17 protein-coding genes are annotated in these 16,357 nt (G+C 65.5%); 8 read left to right on the top strand and 9 right to left on the bottom strand.

Annotation, left to right across the window (positions count from 1 at the left end; translation table 11 throughout):
• Position 1: 1 nt before the first annotated feature.
• From ACZIYR_RS12685 to ACZIYR_RS12675, 3 genes are all read right to left on the bottom strand, one after another.
• Positions 2-1,162 carry an ABC transporter ATP-binding protein gene (locus tag ACZIYR_RS12685; protein ID WP_473034119.1) on the bottom strand — a complete coding sequence of 387 codons (1,161 nt, stop codon included), beginning with the start codon at positions 1,160-1,162 and terminating at the stop codon, positions 2-4.
• Between the two features lie 42 nt (positions 1,163-1,204).
• The gene (locus tag ACZIYR_RS12680; protein ID WP_473034118.1) at positions 1,205-1,870 is read right to left on the bottom strand and encodes an ABC transporter permease; all 666 of its coding nucleotides are present in this window, start codon (positions 1,868-1,870) and stop codon (positions 1,205-1,207) included.
• Positions 1,871-2,130: 260 nt separating this feature from the next.
• Complete coding sequence (locus ACZIYR_RS12675; RefSeq protein WP_483526922.1) at positions 2,131-3,069, bottom strand: 2-dehydropantoate 2-reductase; 939 nt, start codon at positions 3,067-3,069, stop codon at positions 2,131-2,133.
• Between the two features lie 221 nt (positions 3,070-3,290).
• Here ACZIYR_RS12675 and ACZIYR_RS12670 point away from each other — a divergent pair, with 221 nt between their 5' ends.
• Together ACZIYR_RS12670 and ACZIYR_RS12665 are read left to right on the top strand one after the other, a co-directional pair.
• Entirely contained in the window at positions 3,291-4,871 is a 1,581-nt protein-coding gene (locus ACZIYR_RS12670; protein ID WP_483526921.1) for a thymidine phosphorylase family protein, read from the top strand.
• The gene (locus tag ACZIYR_RS12665) at positions 4,871-5,776 is read left to right on the top strand and encodes a ribose-phosphate diphosphokinase (protein ID WP_473034113.1); all 906 of its coding nucleotides are present in this window, start codon (positions 4,871-4,873) and stop codon (positions 5,774-5,776) included. Before ACZIYR_RS12670 ends, ACZIYR_RS12665 begins: the two co-directional genes overlap by 1 nt.
• A gap of 49 nt (positions 5,777-5,825) precedes the next feature.
• On the opposite strand, the gene ACZIYR_RS12660 is transcribed toward ACZIYR_RS12665, so the two are convergent.
• Positions 5,826-6,074: a hypothetical protein gene (locus ACZIYR_RS12660; RefSeq protein WP_483526920.1), complete on the bottom strand. Its 249-nt coding sequence runs from the start codon at positions 6,072-6,074 to the stop codon at positions 5,826-5,828.
• A gap of 234 nt (positions 6,075-6,308) precedes the next feature.
• Here ACZIYR_RS12660 and ACZIYR_RS12655 point away from each other — a divergent pair, with 234 nt between their 5' ends.
• Positions 6,309-6,830: a hypothetical protein gene (locus tag ACZIYR_RS12655; protein ID WP_483526919.1), complete on the top strand. Its 522-nt coding sequence runs from the start codon at positions 6,309-6,311 to the stop codon at positions 6,828-6,830.
• Positions 6,831-7,025: 195 nt separating this feature from the next.
• A complete protein-coding gene (locus ACZIYR_RS12650) occupies positions 7,026-7,859 on the top strand; it encodes a hypothetical protein (protein ID WP_483526918.1) in 834 nt (277 codons plus the stop codon).
• Positions 7,860-7,885: 26 nt separating this feature from the next.
• On the opposite strand, the gene ACZIYR_RS12645 is transcribed toward ACZIYR_RS12650, so the two are convergent.
• The gene (locus ACZIYR_RS12645; protein ID WP_483526917.1) at positions 7,886-8,845 is read right to left on the bottom strand and encodes a zinc metalloprotease HtpX; all 960 of its coding nucleotides are present in this window, start codon (positions 8,843-8,845) and stop codon (positions 7,886-7,888) included.
• 417 nt (positions 8,846-9,262) lie between these two features.
• On the opposite strand from ACZIYR_RS12645, the gene ACZIYR_RS12640 reads away from it, so the two are divergent.
• The 3 genes from ACZIYR_RS12640 (at position 9,263) to ACZIYR_RS12630 (ending at position 11,989) form a co-directional block, all read left to right on the top strand.
• On the top strand, positions 9,263-9,928 hold the full coding sequence (locus ACZIYR_RS12640; protein WP_473034108.1) for a hypothetical protein: 666 nt from the start codon (positions 9,263-9,265) through the stop codon (positions 9,926-9,928).
• Positions 9,929-10,160: 232 nt separating this feature from the next.
• Positions 10,161-11,288, top strand: coding sequence for a Na/Pi symporter (locus tag ACZIYR_RS12635; RefSeq protein ID WP_473034107.1), 1,128 nt, complete (start codon positions 10,161-10,163; stop codon positions 11,286-11,288).
• Positions 11,289-11,314: 26 nt separating this feature from the next.
• Positions 11,315-11,989 (top strand): phosphate signaling complex PhoU family protein, encoded by a 675-nt coding sequence (locus ACZIYR_RS12630; protein ID WP_473034106.1) that lies wholly within the window; start codon positions 11,315-11,317, stop codon positions 11,987-11,989.
• A 19-nt stretch (positions 11,990-12,008) separates the two neighbouring features.
• Here ACZIYR_RS12630 and ACZIYR_RS12625 read toward each other — a convergent pair whose 3' ends face one another.
• From ACZIYR_RS12625 to ACZIYR_RS12615, 3 genes are all read right to left on the bottom strand, one after another.
• Entirely contained in the window at positions 12,009-12,914 is a 906-nt protein-coding gene (locus ACZIYR_RS12625; protein WP_473034105.1) for a complex I NDUFA9 subunit family protein, read from the bottom strand.
• Positions 12,915-13,045: 131 nt separating this feature from the next.
• The gene (locus ACZIYR_RS12620; protein ID WP_309636760.1) at positions 13,046-13,249 is read right to left on the bottom strand and encodes a putative motility protein; all 204 of its coding nucleotides are present in this window, start codon (positions 13,247-13,249) and stop codon (positions 13,046-13,048) included.
• Between the two features lie 67 nt (positions 13,250-13,316).
• Positions 13,317-13,781, bottom strand: coding sequence for an Lrp/AsnC family transcriptional regulator (locus ACZIYR_RS12615; protein ID WP_483526916.1), 465 nt, complete (start codon positions 13,779-13,781; stop codon positions 13,317-13,319).
• A 144-nt stretch (positions 13,782-13,925) separates the two neighbouring features.
• On the opposite strand from ACZIYR_RS12615, the gene ACZIYR_RS12610 reads away from it, so the two are divergent.
• The gene (locus ACZIYR_RS12610) at positions 13,926-14,861 is read left to right on the top strand and encodes a DMT family transporter (protein WP_473034103.1); all 936 of its coding nucleotides are present in this window, start codon (positions 13,926-13,928) and stop codon (positions 14,859-14,861) included.
• Positions 14,862-14,928: 67 nt separating this feature from the next.
• On the opposite strand, the gene ACZIYR_RS12605 is transcribed toward ACZIYR_RS12610, so the two are convergent.
• Positions 14,929-15,945, bottom strand: coding sequence for a TAXI family TRAP transporter solute-binding subunit (locus ACZIYR_RS12605; RefSeq protein ID WP_483526915.1), 1,017 nt, complete (start codon positions 15,943-15,945; stop codon positions 14,929-14,931).
• Positions 15,946-16,357 lie beyond the last annotated feature (412 nt).

Raw genomic sequence — 16,357 nt, 5'->3', positions numbered from 1 at the left:
ATCACTCCTTGATGGCGGTATCGGGGTTCTCGGCATCGCCCTGGCGTGCTCGGAAACGGGCGCCCAGGTGACGGGTCATGGCACGCTGGGTGATCTGGCCGCACACCTTGCCGGTGTCATCCACGCAGGGCAGCCACGTGATGTCATGGGCGAACATCAGTGAGGCGGCCTTGCGAAGGTCGTCGTCCAGGCCGATCATCGCCGGCACCGCCTGGAAATGATCGCGGCAGTAGCCCTTGGTGGTGCGGGCGATCGAGCGGCTGATGATGCCGGCGGGCTGGCGGTGATCGTTGACCATCAGAATCGCGTTCTGGTAGCCGAAGTCGTCGATCCGGGTCAGGGCGTTCTCCAGGGTATCGCCGGGAGAGACGGTGCCGATCTCGTCGGTGACGATATCGCGCACCTTGACCAGATTGAGTCGCTTCAGCGCCCGGTCCTCGCCCAGGAAGGACTCGACGAAAGCGTCCCTGGGGGCGGCCAGCAGGTCGTCGGGGGCGGAGTACTGCACCAGCTTGCCTTCGCGGAAGACGGCGATCCTGTCGCCCATCTTGATCGCCTCGTCGATATCGTGGCTGACGAACATGATGGTCTTCTTGAGTTCCTGCTGCATCTTGAGAAACTCGTCCTGGATCACCGCCCGGTTGATCGGGTCGATGGCGCCGAAGGGCTCGTCCATCAGCATCACCGGCGGGTCGGCGGCGAGTGCCCGCGCCACCCCGATGCGCTGCTGCTGGCCACCCGACAGCTCGCTGGGATAGCGCTTGAGAAAGGCGTCGGGTTCCAGGGCGATCATGGCCATCAGCTCGCGAGCCCGTTCGCGGTACTTCGCCTTGTCCCAGCCCAGCAGCTTGGGGACCACCGTGATGTTCTCCTCGATGGTCATGTTGGGAAACAGCCCGATCTGCTGGATCACGTAGCCGATGTTGCGGCGCAGGGTCTGGGTGTCCATGCCGGTGGTGTCTTCACCGTTGATGAACACCTTGCCGGAGGTGGGCTTCACGATGCGGTTGATCATCTTCAGGGTGGTGGTCTTGCCGCAGCCGGAGGGGCCGAGCAGGATGCAGATCTCGCCTGGCGGCACCTCCATGCTGATATGGTCGGCGGCGACCACGGCGCCCTTGGGCGTATCGAAGACCTTGGTCAGGTTATCGAGTTCGATCATGTGGTTTCCTTGTCAGGGGCGAGGGCGTTATTGAGTGGACGGTCAGGCCGTCTCCGCGGCGCGCTCCATGCCCTTGGGCGTCAGCCGCTTCTGCACGTAGAGCAGGGTGTAGTCGACGATGATCGCCAGCAGGCTCACGGCGACGGCCCCGACGATCAGCTGGCGGGGATCCGACTGGGAGATGCCGCGGCTGATGAAGGTGCCAAGGCCGCCGGCGCCGATATAGGCGGCGATCGCCATCACCCCGATGTTGAGCACCACGGCAGTGCGCACACCGGCCATGATCACCGGTACCGCCAGCGGAATTTCCACCAGGCGAAGGCGCTGGTTGGGGCTCATGCCGATGCCCCGGGCGGCCTCGCGCAGCGCCGGATTGACGTTGTTGATGGCGGTGTAGGTGTTGCGGATGATCGGCAGCTGCGAATAGAGCAGCACCGCGATCACCGCCGGCACATAGCCGATACCGTGGCCGAAGATCGACAGCACCGGGATCATGATGCCGAACAGGGCGATCGAGGGGATGGTGACGATGATCGAGGCCAGGTAGAGCACCAGACGCGCCGCTCGCTCGTTCTTGGTGATGGCGATCCCGATGGGCACGCCGGTCAGGGTGGCGATGCCCACCGCCACGCCCACCAGGGCAATATGCTCGATAGTGCGGGTGATCAGCAGATCCAGGTTATCCAGTGCGTACTGAATCAATTCCAAGTGCGGTCTCCTCTCGAGCACGGCCGCCGGTCAGGCCGGGGCCGCAGTTCCCCACTCCCCGTTGCGCAGCAGCAGCGCGGTTGCCAGGGGGCGTTCATGAGGGCGGTGGAAGGTGAGCGGGGTGCGACAAAATGCCCCGCTGCAGCGCCATCAGCTTAGCAGAGCCCGTCATCCATTTGGCTTGTTGATGGATGACGATGCTCAATGATTAGAATTGATAGTGCTGATACGCCTGGCAGAGGCTGCGGGGAATGGGCGTTCTAGACGGTGTCCTCCCGACGGGCCGCCTGCTCCTGGGGCAGCAGGGCCGCGTAGATGATCGCGTTGACCGGTGTCGCCACGCCCGCAGCCTGTCCTAGTCGAACCACGGCGCCGTTCTGGGACTCCAGTTCCGAGGGCCTGCCTGCCTCGATGTCGCGCTGCATGGAGGCGGTGCTGTCCGCCGGCAGGGCATCGATGAAGCGCATGGCCCGCGCGGCGGCATCGTCGGGAAAATCGACGCCGTGAGCCCGAGCCACGGCGTCGATTTCCTCGAGCATCTGCTCGATGAGCCGGCGGGTCTCGGGGAGCCTACGGGTCACGCCGATCGGGGCGCGAGTCACCCCGCCGATACCGCTCATGGCGCAGATGAACAGGAACTTGCTCCACAGGGCCACCTGGATGTCGTCGGGAATCTCGGCGTTGACGCCTGGGGCTCCGTCGAAGGCGGCCTTGAGGCGCATGACCCGGTCGCTGGTGCGGTTGTCGCGCTCGCTGAAGCGCACGAAGGGGTCCACGCCGGCGTGGCGGATCCGCCCGGGAGCCTCGCGCCAGGCGAGAATGCCGCACAGGCCTTCCAGCACGACGTTGGCCCCCAGCGCCTCTTCGAGGGTGTTGGCGGCCTCGACGCCGTTCTCCAACGGCAGCACGAAGCTGTCGGGGCCGATCATCGGTCGGATAGCCTCGGCGGCTTCGCCTACCTGCCAGGCCTTCACCGCAAGGATCACGCAGTCCACCTCGCCCACGCTGGCCGGGTCATCGCTGGCGCTGGCCGGGTGGATGGTCACGTCACCCTTGATGCTCGTGACCCGAAGGCCGTCTTGACGGATGGCTGCCAGATGCTCGCCGCGGGCAATGAAGGTGACGTCTTCGCCGGCTTCCGCGAGCCGCGCGCCGAAGTAGCCGCCGACCCCGCCGCTGCCCATGATTGCGAATTTCATGTTGACTCCTGCAGGGGGATGGTTCGCCTTCTGTCAGCCTACACCCGAATGGCGGAGTCGGCATGACTGTCGAGGGAGAGCGTCGCGCATTCGAAGGCGCGCCTCATCCCGTGCCGGATGCTGCATGACGCTGGTCTACGGGGTTGCTAGGATAGGCCATCGATGAAGATCGCGTGACACCGGGCCGGGTGCTGCCGGCCTGCGCTGCAGGGAAGACCGCCGTGAACAAGAGACGCTCCGCCGCCAAGGCGCTGGACGCTACCCTTTCGCCTCTCGCCTTGAAGCGGGTCGGCATCGACACCTATCGCGAGAACGTCGCCTACCTGCACCGCGACTGCGATCTCTATCGGGCCGAGGGGTTTCAGGCCCTCTCCAAGGTGGAAGTGCGGGCCAACGGCCAGCGTATCCTGGCGAGTCTCAACGTGGTGGATGACGCGGCTATCGTGGACTGCCAGCAGCTGGGGCTCTCCGAGGACGCCTACGCCTCGCTGGGGGTGGCGGAGGGACATCCGGTGAGTGTCTCCCAGGCCGAGCCGCCGGCCTCGATTCCCGCCCTGCACCGCAAGCTGGCCGGCGAGCGGCTATCCCGCGATGACTTCTGCGGCATCATCCGAGACATCGCCGAACTGCGCTACTCCAAGATCGAGCTGACGGCCTTCGTGGTGGCCTGCGACCGCGGCGAGTTGGATCGCGAGGAGGTGTTCTACCTCAGCGATGCCATGGGCCGGGTGGGGCGGCGTCTGGACTGGCACGAGCATCCGGTGGTCGACAAGCACTGCATTGGTGGGATCCCCGGCAACCGCACCTCAATGCTGGTGGTGCCCATCGTCGCCGCCCACGGCCTGCTCTGCCCCAAGACGTCGTCCCGGGCCATCACCTCGCCGTCGGGCACCGCCGATACCATGGAGGTGCTGGCCAACGTCGACCTGCCATTCGACGACCTTGGCGAGATCGTGCGGACCCACCGCGGCTGCCTGGCCTGGGGCGGCACCAGCCAGCTGTCGCCGGCCGATGATGTGCTGATCTCGGTGGAGCGTCCGCTTTCCATCGATTCGCCGGGCCAGATGGTGGCCTCGATCCTTTCCAAGAAGGCCGCCGCCGGTTCCACCCATCTGCTGCTCGACATTCCCGTGGGCCCCCACGCCAAGGTGCGCTCGATGCCCGAGGCGCGCCAGTTGCGCAAGCTCTTCGAGTTCGTCGCCCGGCGCATGGGACTGACCCTGGACGTGGTGATCACCGATGGCAGCCAGCCCATCGGCGCCGGCATCGGTCCGGTACTGGAGGCGCGCGATGTGATGCGGGTGCTCACTCACCATCCAGATGCCCCCATGGACCTGCGTCAGAAATCGCTGCGTCTGGCCGGGCGCATGCTGGAGTTCGACCCCGACGTGCGCGGCGGCGACGGCTTCAGTATCGCCCGCGACATTCTCGATTCCGGCCGTGCGCTGGAGAAGATGCGGGCGATCATCGCCGCCCAGGGGGCCAGGCCCTTCGACCTTGAACATCCGCCGCTGGCATCGCAGCACTTCGAGGTCGCGGTCCGGCAGAGCGGCGTGGTCACCGGTATCGACAACCTCAAACTGGCGCGTATCGCCCGGCTGGCCGGCGCCCCCAAGGCCTCCGGCGCCGGGGTCGATGTGCTGGTGCGGATCGGCGATAGCGTGCAGGTGGGGCAGCCGCTGTATCGCGTCTACGCCGCCCATCGCAACGAACTCGCTTTCGCCTATCGTTCGAGCGAGCGTGACAGCGGGGTTGGCGTCGGTTCGCCCGAGGCGATCACCCGCTTGAACGTGGAGTTTTGATGAATCCCGAACTGCTCCATTTCCAGGATGAAGCGGCCCCGGCGCGGCGACTCGCCGAAGCGACGGGCCTGGTCGCCCGCGCTGTGGAACGCCATCGTTTCCCCGACGCCGAGCTCAAGCTAACGCTGCCGTTCGATGAGCCGGCGCCGGTTCCTGAGACCCTGGTGATCTACCGCAGCCTCGACCGACCCAACGACAAGCTCATCGAGCTGCTGCTGCTGGCCCGTCACGCCCGGCGGCAGGGCGTCAGGCGGCTGGTGCTGGTGGCGCCCTATCTGGCCTACATGCGCCAGGATATCGCCTTTCACCCCGGCGAGATCGTCAGCCAGACCATCGTGGGCGGCTTTCTGGCCGAGCTGTTCGACGCCGTGATCACCGTGGACCCGCATCTGCACCGCATCGAGCGCCTCGACCAGGCGATTCCCATCGATCATGCCATCGCGCTCTCCGGCGCACCGCGCCTGGCCGAGCTGATTGCCGAGAGGCGTGACGATCCGCTGCTGCTCGGCCCGGACGAGGAGGCGCTGCAGTGGGTGGCGCAGGCCGCCGAGCTGACCGGCTTCGATCATGGGACCTGTCACAAGACGCGCCACGGCGACCGGGACGTGGCGATCACGCTGCCCGCCCTCGAGGTGGCCGGCCGTCAGGTGGTGCTGATGGATGACGTGGCGAGCTCGGGCCATACCGTGGCGCGTGCCGCCGAGGCGCTGCTGGAGGCGGGGGCGGCATCGGTGGACGTGGCGCTGACCCATGCGCTGTTCGCCGACGACGCCCTGGCGGTGATCCGTGCCGCCGGGGTGGGAGAGGTCTGGAGCACCGACTGTATTGCCCATCCGAGCAACGCCATCCCCATGGCGCCGCTGCTGGCCGCGGCGCTGGGCTCCCTGCTGCGTGACTGGCGCTAGATATCATGGCGTCACCGGCCCCGCCTCAGGTCGTGGGTTATCTTGACCGTCAGCAGCAGAGCGCACGGGAGGCAGAGGCACGCAGCCGCTCCAGCGACATCACCTTCTGACCGGTCTCGGGCATATCCGTCTTGAAGCCGATCTCGAATCCCTGGGGATTCAGCTGCGGCTGCCAGTACTCTTCGGTTGCCATGCGCTCAGCCTCGAGGGCGCTGGTGGCATGAAAGAGCCCGCCTCCGAGATGCCTGTCGTGGCCACTGGGATGCACGGCGTATACGTCGACGAGAAAGGGTTTCATGCGACTCTCACTGACTGGATTGGCTGGATGTTCGACAGGACCATCTTACTCAGACGGCCCATCGCCTATAAGGAAGAGTTGATTCCCTTGTGTCACTGGCCATGTTGTAACGGCATGGCCTGATGCCGGCTGAGCAAGAGCGCCCGGGGCGCGGCCAGCAAGGCTGGAATAGGCGGGCACATCAGGGATCAGAGACGCTATGCTGAACCCAAACCGGGAACGAGGAGAGCCTGGATGACGTCATGGACGCTGATGCTGCCCGCTGCCTGGCTGGCAGCCTCGCTGTTGACCGGATGCGCCAATCGAGCCGCTGAGCCCGCCAGCACGCCATCTCCCGGACGCGACTTCGAGCCGGTGGAGATGGTGGAGCTGGCGGATCGGTACTGGATGCCGCCGCTCTTTTCCGGTCCCCAGGATGAGGCCCACTATTATATGGGGCGCATTGCGGACCGCCGCTTCGTCGCCTCCTATGGCGGTGAGGAGCACCCGCGCCCTTGGTACATCGCCGCAGAACGGCTAGGGCAAATTGGTGAGCCGGCCATTCCCCTGTTGGCGTCACGCCTCGATACGCAGAACGACTACGAACTGATGCTGGTGCTCTACGCCCTGATGTTGGCCACCCAGGACCCGCAGGTAATGGCCACTACCGGGGGGGACTATCTCGAACTTGAGAGTGTGCTGGACGCGAGCCGGAACCATGCTAACCGTGCGAAGGCGCGCGAGTGGTGGCAGCGGCAAGGCTGGCGGTGGCTGTAGAGGGCGCTGCTTTTCTTGGGGGAGGGGGTGATGGCAATACCGTTTCGTCACGGCTGCGCTACGCTGTGAGTATCTCCCTGGCAGCCTTGAGCCTCCATGCGCCATCGTCTTGCAGTTTGGTGTATCCGATCGCCGGGGCAGGGCGGCCCCTGCAGATGGCCCCACGGCTCCCAGCTGCGGAGCCTGCTGCTGCTCTTGTTGCTTGCCAGCTGGCCGCTATCGTCGGCGCTGACCCAGCCAACCTTGCGCGAAGAGTGGGAGGCGGAGGTGGCGCGCTCGCCTTTCGCGGAGCCCGTTCATGTAGCCTCCGATGAGCAGCGCCATTCGGTCAGTGGCACCGTCCACGCACGGATCAATGCGCCCTTCGCCGGGCTGGCCGAGGTGCTCGGGGCCGTGGCGGCCTGGTGCGAGATCCTGTTTCTGCACCCCAATGTCCAGGCCTGTATAGATGATGAGGGTGACACGGCTGCAGCGCTGCAGCTTTATGTAGGGCGACTCGAGGCTCCTCTGTCAGAGGCGGAACGGCTCGAGCTTCGCCTGCGAGTGACCGCCGTGGGGTCGAATTACCTGGCAGTTCGCCTGGAGGGGGAGAGCGGGCCTTACGGGACACGTGACTTCTTGCTGCATCTGCAGGCGATACCCGATGAGGCGGAAGGCAGCCTGATCCATCTGCGCTATTCCTTGGCATTCGGCGCCTCGGCGCGGTTAGCCATGCGCGCCTACTTCGCTCTGGGAGGGAGGCAGCGCGTCGGGTTTAGCCAGGAGGTGCTCGATGCCGACGGTGAACCGCGCTTGGTGGGTGGCTTGCGTGGCATGATCGAGCGCAACGTTATGCGTTTTTATCTGGGGCTTTCGGTATATCTCGAAACCTTGGCCGTGCCCGAACCGGAGCGGCTCGATGTGCGCCTGGCCGGCTACTTTGCGGCCACGGACCGCTACGCTCGACAGCTGCGCGAACTGGACGAGGCAAGCTATCTCTCCCTGAAGTATCGTCAGCATGCTGTACAGCAGGACCTGAGCCGGCGGTAAGTACAGGCGCCAGGATGAAGGCTCGCCTATCGCCGCCGCACGATCCAGTAACGCCGGCCCAGCGGGTCGGGCCGTTCGGTGATCAGAGGGGCATCACTGTCATGGGAGATCGGCATGCGGCCGTCGTCGCGTGGGGCACAGCCCAGCGCCATGAGGCGGCGGATTCGCTCCTGGGTCGGGGGATGAGTCCGTAGCCAGTCCAGCCAGGCCGGCTGGTGTCGGCCGAATAGGCTGGCCAGCCAGGCGCCGTGGAAGCGCTCCAACACCTCCAGCGCCGAGGCGAGCCCCTGAGGGTCGCCGGTCATGGCCACGGCATCCAGGTCGGCGGTGTACTCCCGGTTGCGTGACAGGCCAAGCTGCAGCAGCGAGCTCAGGGTAGGCGAGATCGCCACCAACAGTAGCGCCAGCCACGGTATGCCGGCCTCGCCGCGGATCATCATCGGTATCATCATGATCAGTACCACCTGGACCAGCGTCGCGACCCACAGGGTCAGTCGGGACATGGCCGCCGCCATCGACATGACCCGAGTGTCGTTGTGTCGCAGGTGGCTGACCTCGTGGGCGAGCACACCGGCCAGCTGGCGCAGCGACAGCGTGCGCAGCAGGCCATCGGTCAGCGCGATACCGCCGTCGCGTCGGTCACCCACCGCAAAGGCATTGAGGTCCGGAGAGGGAGCGTAATAGAGACGCGGCGGGATCGACAGGCCGGCGCGCCGGTAGAGCAGGTCCAGCACACGGTACAGCTCAGGGGCCTGATGACGCCGCAGCAGGCCGGCTCCCGAATTGGCAAGGATCAGCCGGGCCGGCATCCAGCTGCTGAGATAGACCGCCATGATGACCGCGGCCAGGCAGATCAGCACGCCGCCGACTCCCGCCAGCAGGTAGCCGGGAACCGACAGCACCAGCGAGAGCCCCGTGAGTATCAGCAGGGTCTGCAGGCTGTTCTTGAGACGGGCATGCCTGAGGTGCTGGGGTTGAATCCTCACTTTACCTTCCGCTCCTTACCGGTTGCTTGAAGGCAGGCGGCTCGCCTGCCAGTCTGGAACGACGGATAGACTCCGTGGACGGCGGAGGGTGTCATAGGCTTAGTCTAAGAGCTGGCTGCGCTCGACCACTACAGCGATAGAAATCAGCTCGTCAGCGAGCCCGGTCCTGCTTTTCACCGGTGTTGCCTTGCGACCCACATGGATGCGGGGAATGCGTTGGCCCCTAAGGAACGGGCCTAGCCCTGGCCTTTTCTCGCCGACTTTTCGGACAGTGCCTAGTAGGGCGCTTGTTGTCTACAATGGGCTGGGGCGTGCCAGCGACGTAGCTACCGCTCGGGCTTGGCGCGCTGGGTTTTCCTCCTGCTCAGGATGAGACAAGGAGGTAACGTATAACAACCGAAAGGAGGCGTATTCGGCATGGAAATGAATCATCTTGCCTTAGGGCTGGCGGGGGCGGCGCTTCTGTTCGCTTCGGTATGCGTGGTTTTGTACGCTAAGCTCCGTCCCCCATCCACCCTTCGCCATCCCCAGGAGGAGCCTGAGCCAGTCGGGTCGACTCCGTTGGCCACCAATGCCGATGAAGGCGCCGAAGAAGCCGAAGAACAAGAGGTAGAGCGTGACCGCTCGGCTGCCTCACCGCAGGCAGAGAGGGAGCCACCATCGCATCGTTTTCGCGTAGCGAGCGGTTCCGGCATTCAGCAGTGCCTGTTCGTGGTGTTCGATTGGCCGGCCAAGGATACCAATCGCCGGCTGGCAACGCGCCTTGAGACCTTCGGCGCACACTATGACAGGAAGCAGCAGGTCTACATCATTCGTGATCCCCGTGCGCGCTACAGGCTCACTGTCGCCAACGCCACGCCGCCCGGTAATATGCCGCCTTTGCATGAAGGTGGAGAGTTGCCCATTGTCCAGGGCGTGTCCGTTCTGGTGCACTTCGTCAACAAGCGGCGAGTGGCAAACAGCCCGGAAACGCTGATCGATTTCACCCTGTCGGTTGCCGAGATTGGCGGGAAGATTCTGGATGCCGATCGCCAGGAGGTGACCGAGGCGGACTTCGAGCTTTTGAGGGGGGCATCGGTTTAAGGGCCGGGGCCCCGGCGCCATGGAGAGAAACGGGGCCCTGGCGAGAACGATGTCATGAAATTGTCATGTAGAGCGGGTATGGTGCGCGCACTGACATTGAAGCGTCATCAAACCGTCATATCCCTTGCGCACCTACACGGCAGCCTTGTCTATGTCGAAACCTGATTCGTCAGCCTCACAAACCGGTCAACCCGCCCTGTCACGCCAGCCGTCGCGCGAGGCCCCGGCCTGGATGCGCGGCATCTATGCCGGTATCTGCCTCTATCTGTTCCTCGCCGCCCTCAACGTGCTGGGCGCGGGGCTGGGCGCCTTCGGACACGCCAGCGACTTCCTGTCGCAGCTCTTCGCCTATGGCGAGAATCCCTTCATCGCCCTGTTGGCCGGGGTGCTGGTCACCATGGTGGTGCAGAGCTCGTCGTTCACCTCGGCGTTGATCGTGACCCTGGTGGCCAGCGGCGAGATGACCCTCGGCACGGCGGTGTTCGCCATCATGGGGGCCAACATCGGCACGGCGGTCACCGGTGTGATCGTGGCCCTGGCCAACGTGCGGATCAAGCGCAATTTCCGCCGCTCCTTCACCGCGGCGCTGATGCACGATTTCTTCAACATCCTGACGGTACTGGTGGTCTTTCCGCTGGAGCTGATCTCCGGGCTCTTCCACGAGGCGGGGCGCGGTATCTTCTCTCAGCTGGCCGGCTGGCTCACCCAGCTGATAGGGCTCGAGGAGGTGGCGCGCCCCAACAGTCCGATCAAGGTGATCACCGCGCCTGTGGTCGACCTCTTCAACGCCATCGGGTCGCTGCTGATGCCCACCCCCGCCGCCCAGGGGCTGATGGTGGCCGGGCTCGGCATGCTGCTGATGTTCACGGCGCTGGTGTTCATGGTGCAGAACCTGCGCGGCGCTCTGCTGCGCCATATGGACGGGCTGTTTCGCACCTACTTTTTTCGCAGTGACCTGCGTGCCTACGGTGTGGGAGTGGTCTCCACCGTGCTCGTCCAGTCGAGCACCATCACCAGCAGCCTGATGGTGCCGCTGGCCGGGGCGGGGGTGGTGCGCCTGCGTCGGGTGTTGCCGTTCATGATGGGAGCCAACCTGGGCACCACCGTCACCAGCGTGCTGGCGGCAACCGCCAATCCGGTGGCGGCGGCGATGACGGTGGCGCTGTTTCATGTCATCTTCAACCTGACCGGTACCGCCATCTGGTGGCCCCTTCGTTATATCCCGCTCAAGGTCGCCACCTGGTATGGCCGCCTGGCCGGTCGCCAGACGCGCTATGCGTTCTTCTTCCTGATTGGCGTTTTCCTGGTGATTCCGCTGTTGGGGATCGGCGCCGTTGAACTGTTCACGAGCCTGCGCTAAGCGCGGCATACCCGGAGTTTTTGCCCATGTTTCGTCAGCTGTACAGTGCGCTTACCTCGGAGAACACCCTCAACCTGGCCTTCGAAGATTTGACCCAGATGCTGGAGTACGGCGCCTGGATGTTTGGGCGTGCCAACGATGTCTTGCACAGCACCGTGCCGGCGGATGAGGTGCGACAACCCCTCTATGATCGTGACCAGGCCATCAACGAGCTGGAACGCTCGATTCGCCGCAAGGTGCTGCGGCACCTGACCGTGAACCCCGGCCACGACGTGGCGATTTGCCTGGCGTTGATGAGCGTGGCTAAGGACGCCGAGCGCATCGGCGACTACTGCAAGAATGTCTTCGAGGTAGGCCACTTCTACAGCGAAGGCTTCCATGTACCGAAGTACCAGGAGCCGCTGGATGAGATGGCCGAGCAGATGACCGGCATGTTCGGCAGGGTCATCGCCGCTACCCGCGACTCCGATGAGGTGCAGGCGCGCCGGGCCCTGGCACAGGCTGTGGAGATTCGCCAGCGCTGCGACGGGCTGATCGAGGCGTTGTTTGCCGATGAGTGCCAGATCGAGTTCCATGAGGCGGTGGCCTACTCGCTGCTGGCGCGACACTACAAGCGTGTGGCGGCGCATCTGGCCAATATCGCCACTGCCGTGCTCGGGCGTCTGGAGGATCTGGATTTCTACGACACCGATGAGGCGTAGCCGGCGCGTCCTGGTCCGGTCACGATGCGGTCGGCAGGCACTCCGGTAGGCTGTCCCGCAGGGCTCGCGGGGCGATGTCCAGCGCGGCGAAGGTACCGACCGCCTCGCTTGCACAGTTGTCCTGTTGCATCAGGAAGACCTGGTCACGGGTCAGCGGCGGGTTGGGCAGCAGCGAGCCGAGCAGCGCCAGCAAATGCCATAGCGGGAAGGGAACCGGCACCATCGGGCGCTCCCTTTCCAGATAGGCAAGCAGCAGGGTGAGCACGTCGCGATAGCGGATCACCTCGGGGCCACCCAGCTCGAAGAGTCGCCAGCGGGGCGGGTTGCCGCCCAGCAGGCGAACCACGGCGCGAGCTACATCCACCACATGCACGGGCTGCAGGCGGGTCTCGCCGCGGCCGAACAGCGGAATGACCGGCAGCCGCGTGAGCCCGGCAAGGGTGCCGAGGAAGGCGTCCCCAGGGCCGAACAGCACGCTGGGCCGCACGATCACCGCCTTGGGAAAGGCGGCGATGACCTCTGCTTCGCCCTGCGCCCGGGCGCGAACATAGGCTGAGGGAGAGCGCGAATCGCTGCCGATGCCGGAAATATGCACCAGTCCTTCGAGGCCGGCTTCCCGGGCCAGGCGGGCCAGGCGACCGGCGCCCTCGACGTGGATCGATGCGAAGCGCGCCTCGCGACTCTGCACGTAGAGGCTCACCGCGTTGACTGCTCCGCCGGCCCCCTCCAGGGCGTCGACGACGCTGGCCTCGTCACGAATATCGGCGCTGACCAGCGACAGCGGATCGCCGTCTTCCGCCCACTCCGGCAGGTGGGGATGGCGAGCCGCAATGCGTACCGCCTGTCCGGCATCCACCAGCTCGCGAGCGATGGCGCTACCGAGAAAGCCGGTGCCGCCAAATACCGTGATCGGGCCGCTGGGCATGGGTGTCTCCCGTCGATGATGTCGAGTCGCCGTTCAGGGGGGCTGTCATTATGCCCGCTCTGTCGGCTCGGGGTCAGCCGGGAGGGGAGAGGCGAGGGTAAAGGCCCGACGCGAGGTCGGGCCAGGGTGCATCAGGCGTAGGTATTGATCAGGGTGCCCAGGTTGCCGCTACTGGCCAGCTGTGGGTCGGCGGTGGCCGACTCCATCAGGGCGGTGACCTGATCCTTCTGGGTATCCAGGGCTTCCTTGAACACCTGCATCTGGGCCTGCTGGGCGGTCTGCGCCTGCTGGAGTACCAGGGCCTGGCCCACGGCGCTGTTGACGGCGGAATCCATGTCACGCCTCCCTCTTTGTGAATAGAGCTCAAGCCTACCAGGCGGGTGCCGGGAGGGGCAAAGCGGGCTACAGCGGCAGCGGGCCACTCTCCTTGACCGCGCGAATGGCGAAGCTGCTGTCCACGGTATTGACCATGGGCAGCTTCTGCAGGCGACGGACCCACTGCTCGTAGCCGCGCAGGTCGGCGCTGACCACCTGGAGCAGATAGTCGAAGGCGCCGGAGACGGTGTGGCAGTTGATCACCTCGGGCATGCCGCGCACCGCCGCCTCGAACTGCTCGACCAGGCTATCCTGATGCTGGCTGAGGCGCACCTGCACGAAGATGGTGATGCCGAGCCCCAGCTTCTCCTTGTCCAGTACGGCGCGGTAGTGGGCGATCAGCCCTTCCTGTTCCAGGCGCCGGATGCGCCGGGCGCAAGGCGAAGGGGTCAGGCTGACGCGCTCGGCCAGTTCGGCAGTGGTCAGCCGGGCATCCCGCTGCAGGGCGTCGAGCAGCTGGCGATCGACTCGGTCGAGGGACGTGGCGGACATGGTGTGGCTCATAATCGCGAATCGTTGATATAAGTTGGCTGATCCAGCCAAAGGCTAGGTGAAGTCTGGGGGATTTTGCCCGCCCGCGCCAGTCGAGTTGGTCCACACTGGTGGCTTTCCATTTGCCGTCGAGCCTGCCGCCCCATGACCCTTGGAACCCCCTCGCTCACTCATGTGCAGCCGCTGCTTTCCAGTCGCTCCCAGCGCCTGCTGGGCTATGCCGCCGCCCTCGGTATGGTGCTGATCTGGTCCTCCTACTTCCTGTCGCTGCGCCACGGGGCGCTGTCGCCCATCGGCCAGTTGGACATGACGCTGTTTCGCTATGCCGTACCGGGGCTGGTGCTGCTGCCCTTGCTGATCCAGCGCAGGGCGACGATACGCCGGGTTCATCCCGTCTGGCTGGCCGGTATGGTCCTGGGGGCCGGACTGCCCTTCTTCCTGTTGGGTGCCATCGGCATGGGCTGGGCGCCGGTCGCGCAGGGCAGCACCTTGATTCCTGGTACCGCGCCGCTGTTCGTCACCCTGCTGGCGGTGGCGGTGTTTCGCCAGCCGCTGTCGTCCTGGCGCCGTCTCGGGCTCTGTGCGGTGCTGGCCGGCGTCCTCTGTCTGCTGTGGGGCGGCCAGGCCGAAGGCACCGCCATGGGGCGCGGCCAGGCGCTGTTCCTGGTGTGCAGCCTGCTGTGGGCGCTGTTCACCGTGTCGATGCGCCAGAGCGGGCTCAGCGCCCTGGAGGCGGCGGCCGTGGTGACCGTGCCCAACGGTGCCATCGCCGTGCTCTACCTGCTGGCCACCGCCAGCCCCCTGACGCTGGGCAGCGTGTCGGGCAATGAATGGCTGCTTCAGCTGCTGGTGCAGGGCGTGGCCGTGGGGCTAGGGTCGAGCTTTCTCTACGGGTTCGCCATTCGCCAGCTGGGGGCCGAGATCACCTCGTCGATCGGGTCGTTGACCCCCGTCTGCGCCACCCTGATGGCCTGGCTGCTGCTGGAGGAGCACATTGCCCTCGCCACTGCGCTGGGCATGGCCCTGGTCAGTCTGGGGGTGGTGTTCGCCAGCGGACTGCTGCAGCGCCGGCGGCGCTGAACCGAGGCGGGAAGGGCATAGCGGCGGGAGCGGCCTGAATGAGGTCGTTCACGCCGCCTGCTCCATTTCACTCGGGTTGTGCCTGCTCGGCTTCCATACTCTCGTCGTCGATCCAGCCGCGCTCGCGGTAGTAGCGCAGCGCCCCGTCATGGAGCGGCGCGGAGAGTCCGTCGCGGATCATGCCCTCGGGGTCGAGCAGCGAGTATGCCGGGTGAAAGCTGGTGAAGCGCGCGAAGTTCTCGAAGACGCTGGAGACCACCGCGTAGACCTCATCCGGGTCGCTGGCCTCGCTGGCGACCAGGGTCGCGCGCACGCCGAAGGTGGTCACCGCCGGCTGGTCCCGGGAGTAGACGCCAGCGGGAATCTCCGCGGGTGTATAGAAGGGCGCGTCTTCCAACAGCGCCTCCACATAGGCGCCTTCGACGCCGACGATGGCGGCGTCGCACAGGTCGATGGCCTGCCGGATGGAGAGATCCGGGTGCCCCACGGTGTAGACCATGGCATCGATATTGCCGTGGCAGAGCTCCAGCGACTGCTGATCGGCGGGCAGCTGGTTGACCATGGCGAAGTCGTCCAGGGTCCACCCCTTGGCGGCCATCAGCTGAAGCATGGTGCCGCGCTGTCCGGAGCCGGGGTTGCCGATGTTGACCGCCCGCTGCTCCAGGTCATCGAAGCTCTCGATGCCGGCGTCGCGTCTCACTACCAGGGTAAAGGGCTCGCTGTGCACCGAGAACAGTGACCGCAGCGAGGCGTCCGGGCCGGCATCGGCAAAGCCTTCCACGCCTTCCACGGCATAGTGCTGCAGATCCGACTGGGCCAGGGCGATGGGCACTTCACCGGCGCGCACGGCGCGCAGGTTGGCCTCGGAGCCTTCCGAAGGTCGTGCCTGACAGGGTGTCTCCAGCAGGCGGCAGATCGACTGCCCGGTAAGATGGTAGATGCCCGTGGGGCTGGCCGTGGCAATGACGATGGGGTCGTCGGCCTGAGCAGCGGTGACCAGCGGCAGGGCCAGCGCAGTGAGGGCAAGGCCGGCGGCCAGGCGTCCGGTACCGGCCAGTGGCGGCGTGCAGGGTGAGTGGCTCATCGTCGTCTCCCGCTGCGCGATTCCGGTGTCTGCGACCGGAGTCGACTCGTTGAGGGCCCATCGGGGGCTTTCGAGAAAAGTCTAGCAGGCCGGTGACGCGAGGGCCGGATAGGAAGCGCTGCCCGCCGGCGCGCTCGATGATCTGGCTCCTAGGAGCCTGTCGAACTTAACGCTGACCTGCTGCGAAACCCGAGCTTTCGGCCAATTTCATTCGATCTGATTCGTTAAATAGCGCGCTATTCGCCTCATCAGATCGATAAACTTGTCTCGAAATCCGTGTTCCTCGCGACGATCGGTCAAACCCGACAGGCTCCTAGGGCGGAGTGCGCCCGGTTGTCGAGTGAGAATGGTTGTCGTTATTGTCGTAAACGGCGGTGAACGTGCGGCGAAACCGCGCTTCTGTGACAGGAAG

The sequence above is a fragment of the Billgrantia sp. NRB1 genome (genome assembly GCF_056921725.1).
Note: the sequence above shows the minus strand (reverse complement) of the source record. Positions and strands in the feature narration are given on the sequence as shown.

Coding starts and splice junctions, on each gene's coding strand:
- ACZIYR_RS12685 (WP_473034119.1), bottom strand. CDS start 1,162: ATGATCGAACTCGATAACCTGACCAAGGTCTTCGATACGCCCAAGGGC.
- ACZIYR_RS12675 (WP_483526922.1), bottom strand. CDS start 3,069: ATGAAATTCGCAATCATGGGCAGCGGCGGGGTCGGCGGCTACTTCGGC.
- ACZIYR_RS12665 (WP_473034113.1), top strand. CDS start 4,871: ATGAATCCCGAACTGCTCCATTTCCAGGATGAAGCGGCCCCGGCGCGG.
- ACZIYR_RS12660 (WP_483526920.1), bottom strand. CDS start 6,074: ATGAAACCCTTTCTCGTCGACGTATACGCCGTGCATCCCAGTGGCCAC.
- ACZIYR_RS12655 (WP_483526919.1), top strand. CDS start 6,309: ATGACGTCATGGACGCTGATGCTGCCCGCTGCCTGGCTGGCAGCCTCG.
- ACZIYR_RS12640 (WP_473034108.1), top strand. CDS start 9,263: ATGGAAATGAATCATCTTGCCTTAGGGCTGGCGGGGGCGGCGCTTCTG.
- ACZIYR_RS12635 (WP_473034107.1), top strand. CDS start 10,161: ATGCGCGGCATCTATGCCGGTATCTGCCTCTATCTGTTCCTCGCCGCC.
- ACZIYR_RS12630 (WP_473034106.1), top strand. CDS start 11,315: ATGTTTCGTCAGCTGTACAGTGCGCTTACCTCGGAGAACACCCTCAAC.
- ACZIYR_RS12625 (WP_473034105.1), bottom strand. CDS start 12,914: ATGCCCAGCGGCCCGATCACGGTATTTGGCGGCACCGGCTTTCTCGGT.
- ACZIYR_RS12620 (WP_309636760.1), bottom strand. CDS start 13,249: ATGGATTCCGCCGTCAACAGCGCCGTGGGCCAGGCCCTGGTACTCCAG.
- ACZIYR_RS12615 (WP_483526916.1), bottom strand. CDS start 13,781: ATGTCCGCCACGTCCCTCGACCGAGTCGATCGCCAGCTGCTCGACGCC.
- ACZIYR_RS12610 (WP_473034103.1), top strand. CDS start 13,926: ATGACCCTTGGAACCCCCTCGCTCACTCATGTGCAGCCGCTGCTTTCC.
- ACZIYR_RS12605 (WP_483526915.1), bottom strand. CDS start 15,945: ATGAGCCACTCACCCTGCACGCCGCCACTGGCCGGTACCGGACGCCTG.